This window comes from Pseudomonas californiensis (genome assembly GCF_021147775.1).
Classification (GTDB): domain Bacteria; phylum Pseudomonadota; class Gammaproteobacteria; order Pseudomonadales; family Pseudomonadaceae; genus Aquipseudomonas; species Aquipseudomonas californiensis.
Window position 1 is genome coordinate 1 of sequence record NZ_JAGTPK010000065.1, and the last position, 10,156, is coordinate 10,156.

The 10,156-nt window shown below is 59.8% G+C and carries 3 protein-coding genes and 1 pseudogene; 3 read left to right on the top strand and 1 reads right to left on the bottom strand.

Annotation, left to right across the window (positions count from 1 at the left end; all coding sequences use genetic code 11):
• Positions 1–239 precede the first annotated feature (239 nt).
• From recC to recD, 3 genes are read left to right on the top strand one after another with little or no spacing between them, the layout of a single operon-like run.
• A complete protein-coding gene (recC, locus tag KDX37_RS28060) occupies positions 240–3,716 on the top strand; it encodes an exodeoxyribonuclease V subunit gamma (RefSeq protein ID WP_231656465.1) in 3,477 nt (1,158 codons plus the stop codon).
• A complete protein-coding gene (gene recB / locus KDX37_RS28065) occupies positions 3,713–7,405 on the top strand; it encodes an exodeoxyribonuclease V subunit beta (RefSeq protein WP_231656466.1) in 3,693 nt (1,230 codons plus the stop codon). The genes recC and recB overlap by 4 nt, the downstream gene beginning before the upstream one ends.
• A complete protein-coding gene (gene recD / locus KDX37_RS28070) occupies positions 7,402–9,495 on the top strand; it encodes an exodeoxyribonuclease V subunit alpha (protein WP_231656467.1) in 2,094 nt (697 codons plus the stop codon). The genes recB and recD overlap by 4 nt, the downstream gene beginning before the upstream one ends.
• Before the next feature lie 45 nt (positions 9,496–9,540).
• Here the strand turns inward: recD and KDX37_RS28075 are convergent.
• A pseudogene (locus KDX37_RS28075) lies at positions 9,541–10,054 on the bottom strand (hypothetical protein); the annotation flags it as partial.
• Positions 10,055–10,156: the final 102 nt, after the last annotated feature.

The window sequence follows — 10,156 nt, forward strand, 5'->3', positions numbered from 1 at the left end:
GGTAGTGTGGGGTTTCCCCATGTGAGAGTAGGTCATCGTCAAGATTAAATTCCGAAACCCCTCATCGCTGACGCGATGAGGGGTTTTGTTTTTGCGCGTTTGTTAAACTCCACTCCCATCAAGGCCCGCCGGGCCGCCGTCACCCAACCCTCTGCGCTTCAACGTGCGTGTGGCAATCGGGCACGCTTGCCCTTATGGTTCTGCTTTGGGTTTTACTCGTTCACGTCAAGGAAGCAAGCATGCCTGTCACAACCTCGCTGAGTGCCGGTTTCATGGTGGTTCACGGCAATCGCCCTGATGAACTGCGCAGTCTGGTTGTCTCCTGGATGCGGCGTTACCCCTTGGCTCCGTTGGAAAACGAGATTGCTCTGGTGCAGAGCAACGGCATTGCGCAGTGGCTCAAGCTGGCACTCGCCGAGGACGCGCAGGATGACGACATCGGTGGCTGCGGCATCGCTGCGGCAATTGACGTTCAGTTACCAGGCAGCTTCATGTGGAAGCTCTATCGCGCCGTGCTGGGTCGAGATGAAATCCCCGAGACGTCGTTGCTCGACAAGGCTCCGCTGACCTGGCGTCTGATGCGCCTGCTCCCTGAACTCATCAACCAGCCGCACTTCGAGCCGCTGCAACGCTTCCTCGCCGCCGATACAGACCTGCGCAAGCGCTACCAACTGTCCGAAAGGCTGTCCGACCTGTTTGACCAATATCAGGTTTATCGCGCGGACTGGCTGGAAGACTGGGCTGCCGGACGTCATCAATTGCGTAACGTCAGAGGTGAGACAAAGCCGCTCAGCCCCTCGAACTGCTGGCAGGCTGAGCTATGGCAAGCATTGCTGAAAGACGTCGGCGCAGAAGGGATGGCACAGAGTCGCGCAGGCGTTCATCAGCGCTTCATCGGACGTATCAATGAGTTGGCCGAAGCGCCGCCCGGACTACCTGCGCGCGTCATTGTCTTTGGCATTTCATCTTTGCCGGCACAAGCACTGGAAGCCTTGGCCGGACTGGCGAAATTCAGTCAGGTGTTGCTGTGCGTTCACAATCCCTGCCGTCACCATTGGGCCGATATCGTCGCCGACAAGGACCTGCTACGCCACCAGTACAAGCGTCAGGCGCGTAAAGCTGGCATGCCTGTTGTGCTCGATCCGCAAGCCTTGCATCAGCATGCTCACCCGTTGCTTGCGGCCTGGGGAAAGCAGGGGCGAGATTACATCAACTTGCTGGACAGCCATGATGACCCACGCAGCTACCGCGCCTCCTTCAAGGACGAACGCATTGATCTATTCAGTGAGCACAAGCCCAGGAACATCCTGAATCAGCTTCAGGACGACATTCTCGAACTGCGCCCGCTGGATGAAACCCGTGAGCACTGGCCAGCACTGGACGCTCTGGCGGACCGCTCGATCCGCTTTCATGTTGCCCACAGTGCGCAGCGAGAAGTAGAGGTGCTGCATGACCAGTTGCTTGCACGGTTCAGCAGAGACCCTGATCTGCGGCCGCGTGATGTGATCGTCATGGTCCCCGACATCGACAGTTACGCGCCGCATATCCGTGCAGTTTTCGGGCAGATCGAACGTGACGACAGCCGGTTCATACCCTTCACGTTGGCGGACCAGGGCCAGCGTGGACGTGAGCCGTTGCTGATCGCTGTCGAGCATCTGTTGAAACTTCCGGACAGCCGTTTTCCGGTCAGCGAAATCCTCGATCTGCTCGATGTGCCTGCCTTGCGAGCTCGCTTCCGGATTCAGGAGCGGGACTTGCCCACCTTGCACCGATGGATCGAGGGGGCAGGGATCCGTTGGGGCCTGGATGCTCAGCAGCGTGCCAGCCTCGGCTTGCCAGGCGCGCTTGAGCAGAACAGTTGGCATTTCGGTTTGCGCCGCATGTTGTTGGGTTATGCCGTCGGCGCTGGGGCTGCATATGAAGGTATTGAGCCCTATGACGAGATCGGGGGGCTGGATGCTGCGTTGATCGGCCCCTTGGTCGCGTTGCTCGATGCGCTTCAGGTTGCCTACTCAGAGCTGTGCCTGCCCGCTACGCCACAAGAATGGGGTGTGCGGCTGCAAGCGGTTTTGCAGCAGTTCTTTCAGGCTGACAGTGAGCACGACGACTACCTGCTCGCTCAGTTGGAAACACTCAGGGAAACCTGGCTGTACACCTGTGAGACCGTCGGACTCATGGATGAACTACCGCTCACTGTTGTCCGGGAAGCCTGGTTGGCAGGGCTGGATCAGGGGCGACTGTCCCAACGGTTTCTGGCAGGTTCGGTCAACTTCTGTACATTGATGCCGATGCGCGCAATCCCCTTCAAGGTGGTCTGTCTGCTGGGCATGAACGACGGCGATTACCCACGGGCTCAGCCTCCGCTGGATTTCGACCTGATGGGCAGCGACTATCGGCCCGGTGATCGATCACGACGCGAGGATGATCGCTATCTGCTGCTTGAGGCGCTGCTCTCCGCCCGCGATCAGCTGTACATCAGTTGGGTGGGTCGCAGTATTCGTGACAACAGCGAGCGTCCTGCTTCGGTGCTCATCGGCCAGTTGCGTGATCACTTGGCCAGCGGCTGGAAACTGGCTGGTGAAGCTGATCCCGACAGTAAAGCAGATGAAGGCGAGCGCTTGCTCAAAGCGCTGACTCTCGAGCACCCCTTGCAGCCGTTCAGCGCCCAGTACTTCCATGCGGGCACCGGTTACTTCAGCTTCGCCCGGGAATGGCGCCTGCTACATCAGGCTGACCTGCCCACGCCTGTCATTGCCGACCTGGCGCCGCATGAACAGGAAGAGCCGCTGTCGATCCTGCAACTGCAGGACTTCCTCAGAAACCCGGTGAAGCATTTCTTCAGTCAGCGGCTGAAGATCTATTTCGAATTTGCCGAAGCACCGCTGGCTGACGAAGAGCCATTCGTGCTCGACGCTCTTGAGCGTTACGGGCTCAGCGAAAGTTTGCTCAATGCTGCGATGTTCAGCCCCGACAACATAGACGAAGCGCTTGAAGCGCAGGCCTTGAAACTCCAGGCCAGTGGTCTGTTGCCATTGGCAGGCTTTGGCGAATGCATGCGCCAGGAGCTGATCGAGCCGTTGCCGGATGTGCTCAAACGCTACCGGGATCTGTTGACGCTGTGGCCCGAGCCCTTGAGCAGCGCCTTGCCTATTACATTCAGTCATCAAGGTGTCGGTATCGACGGCTGGTTGGGCGGGTTGCATCGCAATGCCCGCGACGAGTTATTGCTGGTCACCGCCATTCCCAACAGCATTGGCTCGAAGAAAACCCGTAAATGGCATCGGCTGATTCGACCTTGGGTCAATCATTTGGTGGCCTGCGCCTGCGGTTTGCCATTGAGCACCGCACTCGTTGCCAGCGATGAAACCCTGATGCTTGCGCCACTGGAGCAGCAAGCTGCAACCACCACCTTGAACCACCTGCTGATGGCGTGGCTGCAAGGGATGCAACAGCCGTTGCCAGTGGCCGTGAAAACTGCCTTCGCATGGCTGGGTCAACCCTTGGACAAGGCCGAAGCCGCCGCTCGTAAAGCCTATGAAGGCGATGGGCAGACTACCGATGGTGAGCGCCGCGAAAGCACCGCTCTGGCCCGCCAATTCCCGGATTTCGACGCCTTGATGGACAGTGAAGACTTCGTCGGCTGGACCGACACGCTCTACAAGCCGATTTACGACGCGCCCTGGCAGTCATTGTCCGGCGGGGAGGGTGGCGCATGAGTCAGCAAACGCTTCCATTGGCGCTGCGCTTTCCACTGCGTGGTAGCCAATTGATCGAGGCCAGTGCCGGTACGGGCAAGACCTTTACCATCTCTGCGCTGTATGTGCGTCTTGTATTGGGCCACGGCGATGAGCTGTCAGGCTTCGGTCGTGATCTGTTGCCGCCACAAATCCTCGTAGTAACCTTTACCGATGCGGCGACCAAAGAGCTGCGCGACCGTATACGCACGCGTCTGGCAGAGGCTGCACGCTTCTTTCGTAGCGAGACAGACGCGCCTGACGATTTGATCGCTCAACTGCGTGAGCAATTTGATCAAGAACTGTGGCCTGCCTGTGCCAGTCGTCTGGACATCGCGGCTCAATGGATGGACGAGGCTGCGGTCTCAACCATTCACAGCTGGTGTCAGCGCATGCTGCGCGAGCATGCATTCGACAGCGGCAGTCTGTTCACGCAAACCCTGGAAACCGACCACAGCGACCTGCTGGGGGAAGTGCTGCGCGATTACTGGCGTCGATTCTGCTATCCCATGAGCGGTGACGCGCTGAACTGGGTGCGCGAGAACTGGAGCGGTCCTGCGGCCTTGTTGCCGCGCGTGCGAGGCTTGTTCGGGCGTGAGCGTGACATCGGCCCTCAGGAGCCCGCCGAACTGATTGCTGCGTCCCTCGCCGAGCGTCGTACAGCGCTTGCTGCCCTCAAGGCCCCTTGGGCAGCCTGGACAATCGAACTGCAGGCCATTTGCCAGGACGGCGTGGCGCGTAAAGTCGTCGACGGCCGCAAGATGCAGGAGCGCTACTTCAAGCCCTGGTTCGAGAAGCTGGCCGCCTGGGCAGCAGACGACACTCTGGAGTCGTTGGATCTGGGTACCGGCTTCACTCGCCTGACGCCCGACGGTATTGCCGAAGCCTGGAAAAGCGACCCGCCTGCACACCCGGCTTTTGACGCCATGGTTGAGCTTAAAACTGCGCTTGAAAAACTGCCCCGGCCCGACGCTGCCGTTCTACAACACGCGGCACAATGGGTCAGCGCACGGTTTGAAGAGGAGAAGCGCCGTCGTGCCGAAATGGGTTTCGACGACATGTTGCTGCGGCTCGATGCTGCCTTGCATGGTGCGGCTGGCGAGCGGCTTGCCACACTGATCAGGGAGCAGTTTCCGGTCGCATTGATCGATGAATTCCAGGATACCGATCCGGTTCAATACCGGATTTTCGAGAGCATCTATCGTCTCGAGGATAACGACGAGCAAACCGGTCTGTTCCTGATCGGCGACCCAAAGCAGGCGATCTATGCCTTCCGCGGCGCTGATATTTACACCTACTTGCGTGCTCGTCAGGCCACCCATGGCCGCTGGCATACACTGGACACCAACTATCGCTCCAGTCACGCCATGGTCGAGTCGGTCAATCATGTCTTCGAGCGTGCGGAACAGCGCGCAGAGGGACGTGGCGCTTTTCTGTTTCGTGAAGGTGAGCAGAATCCTGTGCCGTTCTCCAAGGCTCTGGCTCAGGGACGCAAGGAGACGCTGGAGGTTGACGGCGCACCGTTGACCGCCTTGACGGTCTGGCACCTGGAAAGCGAGCAGCCGGTGTCTGGTGTCGCGTATCGTCAGCAACTGGCAGTCAGTTGTGCCAGTGAAATCACCCGTTTGCTGAACGCAGGCCAGCAAGGCTCGGCAGGTTTTGTCTCGGCAGACAACGCGCTGCGCGGGCTACGGCCGGCCGATATCGCGATTCTGGTCCGCGACGGTAAAGAGGCGCAGGCAGTACGCGCTCAACTGTCAGCACTGGGTGTGCGCAGTGTTTATCTGTCTGACAAGGACTCGGTATTCGCCGCTCAGGAAGCCCACGATCTGCTGTCCTGGCTCAAGGCCTGCGCGGAGCCTGACTCCGAGCGTACGCTGCGCGCGGCGCTTGCCTGTATCACGCTTGATCTGCCTCTATCCGAGCTGGAGCGCCTGAATCAGGACGAGCTGGCGTGGGAGCAGCGCGTCATGCAATTCCGTGGCTACCGTGCCGTTTGGCGCGGCCAGGGTGTGCTGCCGATGTTGCGCCGGCTGCTGCATGACTTCCATCTGCCGCAGACCTTGATAACGCGCGTTGATGGCGAGCGGGTACTGACCAATCTGCTGCATTTGTCCGAACTTCTGCAGCAGGCCGCCGCTGAACTGGACGGTGAACAGGCGTTGATACGTCACCTGAGTGACCATCTGGCGCTGTCCGGGCAAGCGGGTGAAGAACAGATCCTGCGCCTGGAGAGTGACGAACAGCTGGTCAAGGTCGTGACCATTCACAAGTCCAAAGGCCTGCAATACCCGCTGGTGTTCCTGCCGTTCATTTGCTCCTCCAAACCCGTCGATGGCACGCGTCTGCCGTTGCAGTTTCACGACGCCGATGGCAAGGCACAGATCAGCCTGCAGCCGACCGAAGCGCTGATCCAGCAGGCCGATGATGAGCGCCTGGCCGAAGACTTGCGATTGCTGTACGTGGCACTGACCCGCTCGGAGCATGCCTGTTGGCTGGGTGTTGCCGATCTCAAGCGCGGCAACGCCAACAGCTCGATGCTGCACCGGTCCGCACTCGGCTACCTGTTGGGCGGCGGGGCGGTGCTGAGTGAATCTGTCGACCTCAAGGTATGGCTGCGGGGATTGGTCGAGGGCTGCGAGTCCATTGCCGTGCAGCCAGTACCCGAACCGAGCGCGGAAGTCTTTACTCCGCCACAGAACGAAGCCTCACTGGTCAAGCCGCTGATGCCCAAACGCCGCGCTGCGGAAAACTGGTGGATTGCGTCCTACAGTGCGCTGCGTATTGGCGACACCGTGACCGCAGGCGCTGACGTATCGCCGGACAGTCCGCAGGCGCAAAAGCTGTTTGATGACGAGCGTCTGGATCCGGAGGCACCGCGGGACATGGCGACCAGTGGCGGGGATATCCATCGGTTTCCACGCGGTCCCAACCCTGGCACCTTTCTGCACAGCTTGCTGGAGTGGGCGGGCAACGAAGGTTTTTCGACCACTGCTCACGATCTGGAAGCGCTTGAAGATGCCGTCGCCCGTCGTTGCAATCGGCGTGGCTGGACAGGCTGGATCAATACCCTGCGTGACTGGCTGCATCAGCTGCTGAATATGCCGTTGCGCCTTTCATCAGACGTCACGCCTGTTGCGCTGGGCCAACTGGACCAGCCCAATCAGTACCGGGTCGAAATGGAGTTCTGGTTTGCCAGCAGTCATGTCGATGTCGCCAGAATGGACGCTTTGGTGCGTCGCTTTACGCACCACAACGCGCCGCGTGCGCCCACTGAAACCGTCTCGCTGAACGGCATGTTCAAGGGTTTTATCGACCTGACGTTCGAGCACGGAGGCCGCTATTACGTGGCGGACTACAAATCCAACTGGCTGGGTGCTGACGATTCTGTCTACACCGAGTTGGCGATGGAAGCGGCGATCCTCGACAATCGCTACGACCTGCAATACGTGCTCTATCTACTCGCGTTGCATCGCCAACTGAAAGCTCGCCTGGCCGATTACGATTACGACCAGCACATGGGCGGTGCCGTATACCTGTTCCTGCGTGGCAGTCAGTCGTCTACTCAGGGCGCTTATTTCACGCGTCCGCCGCGCGAGCTGATCGAGAGCCTGGACCTGCTGTTTCAGGGCAAACCCCTACCTCATGATTCACAGGGAGCGCTGGCATGAGCCGCTCGTTTGAAACACTCCAGCCTGCCGCGACGGACGATGCGGGCCTTGCGGACCTCCGCCCGCTGACTCGTGTCGATGACCTGTTGATGTTGCTTGAGCGCTGGGTAGAACGCGGCTGGCTGCGCGCGCTGGACCGGGCCTTTGTCGCCTTTCTCAGTGACCTGGATCCGCAGAGTGATCCGCTGGTGCTGGTGGCCGCAGCGTTGACCAGTCATCAGTTGGGGCATGGTCATGTCTGTCTTGATCTCTACGAGACCCTGAAAGAGCCAGACTTTGCCCTGTCTCTGCCGCCCGAGGGTGATCTGCATAGCACGCCCATGCTGCTACCTTCGCAGTTGCTGGCGGCGCTGGATGGCGCGGCCTGGTGCCAGGCGCTGGCGGGCAGCCGCTTGGTCGCTCAGACGGGAGACACGACGATGGAGGCGTCGCAAAAGCCCTTGGTGCTATCGGACCGCCGCCTGTACCTGCGCCGTTACTGGACCTACGAGCGCCGTATCGCTGTCGCCCTGCGTCAGCGTCTGGCACAGCAGGAAGCACCGCCACTCGACCTGGCACAACGTCTGACCGCGCTGTTCGGCCCTGCCAATCCGGCACCGGGTGCCTTGATCGACTGGCAGAAACTCGCCTGCGCATTAGCGACCCGCAGAGCCTTCAGCATCATTACCGGCGGCCCCGGCACTGGCAAAACCACCACCGTTGTGCGCCTGCTGGCGCTGCTGCAAGCCCCGGCTGTGCAGAGCGGCCAACCGCTGCGTATTCGTCTGGCGGCCCCTACCGGCAAGGCTGCGGCGCGCCTGACCGAGTCCATCAGTCAGCAAGTGCAGAGCCTGGATGTCAGCGCCGATATACGACAGAAGATTCCCAGCGAAGTCACCACGGTGCATCGCTTGCTGGGCAGCCGTCCCGGCACGCGTCACTTCCGTCATCACGCAGGCAACCCGCTGCCACTGGACGTTTTGGTCGTCGACGAAGCCTCGATGATCGATCTGGAAATGATGGCCAACCTGCTCGACGCGTTGCCACCGCATGCGCGCATGGTGTTGCTCGGCGACAAGGATCAGTTGGCGTCCGTCGAGGCCGGTGCGGTGCTGGGCGATCTCTGTCGCGACGCCGAAGATGGCTTTTACAGCCCCGATACTCAAGCGTGGCTGGAGTCTGTCAGCGGGGAAGACCTGAGCAAAAGCGAGCTGTCCGCAGGTGATGCGCAACACCACCCGTTGGCACAACAAGTGGTGATGTTGCGTCACTCTCGACGCTTTGGTGAAGGCAGCGGCATCGGGCAGTTGGCCCGACTGGTCAACCAGCAACAGGACCAGGCGGCGCGAGCGCTGCTGGCTGCAGGTAGTCACCAGGACGTGTTTTCTGTTGTGCTCAAAGGTGAGCAGGACCTCAAGTTCGAGCGCTTGATGCTTGACGGTATCGGCCTGGGCGAGCAAGGCCCGCAAGGTTATCGGCACTACCTCAACGTACTCGCCGCTGAACGTCCGCTTGAAGGAGCCACTCTCGAAAACGAGTGCTGGACGTTGTGGGCCCGTTCGGTGCTTGAAGCCTTCGATGCGTTTCAATTGCTGTGCGCCGTGCGTAAAGGACCTTGGGGCGTAGAAGGTCTGAATCAGCGCATCACCCATGCGCTGTTCAATGCAAAACTTATCGAGAGTGAACAGCAATGGTATGAAGGTCGCCCGGTACTGATGACCCACAACGACTACGGTCTGGGCTTGATGAACGGCGACATTGGTATCGCGCTGCGTTTGCCCGAGCGTGATGGTGACGGCAAGCAAGTCCTGCGGGTCGCATTCCCACGTAACGATGGCAGCGGCGGCGTGCGATTCGTGCTGCCCAGCCGACTCAACGAAGTGGAAACCGTGTACGCCATGACCGTCCACAAATCCCAGGGCTCCGAATTCGCTCACACTGCATTGATCCTCCCGGAAGCCCTGAATCCAGTGTTGACCAAAGAGCTGATCTACACCGGCATCACTCGCGCCAAACACTGGTACAGCCTCATCGAACCACGTCAGGGCGTGTTCGAAGAAGCGTTGCGCCGCAAGGTCAAGCGCCTGAGCGGCCTGATGCTGGGGCTTTGACAGTCTGCAGACAGACAGTGGCAGGCACGAGCCTGTCGCTGCTTGTCAGTCGTTGTAGTCCACATAACGCGCCATCAGATTCGCGCGGCTGAACGTGTTGATATCGTAAACGCGATCCCACATCGAGCTCACTTCAGCTTCGAACGCTTCGTCGTCCATGTCGATCCAGTAATGCGGATTGCGGCCGTTTTTCCTTGTCGTATTTCGCGGTTACCGGGTCCAGATGCCGATAGGGTTCGAACAGCGGGATGTTTGGAAGAGGGAGGCTGACGTCCATGTAGTTCTGGAAGAAGTCCCACCAGGCACAAGGGCGTTGCCTGGATTCATCAGAACTTACCAGCATGTGGAAATTGATCTTCTGATCTAGGTAGCGGTGGCGAAGCAACAGCCCATACGAGGGGCCGTGGCGATCCACTGCTTTGGTAACGTAGGCGTCGAATTCGTAGAACGGGGCTACAAATTCATCAATCACGCCCGTTTTCTTGAAGTTTTTGTAGCCGAATATCGTCACCAGGCCTGTTCGACGGTTCAGCTCCCACGATGGGCCTTTGGGTGGTTGAAGCTGCGGATTCCACGCCATCTGGACACTCAGCCCACCAACATCCGGACACCCGTTCCACGCTCATCCGGACAGGCAGTCGGAGCGCAGCTACGCAGGTTC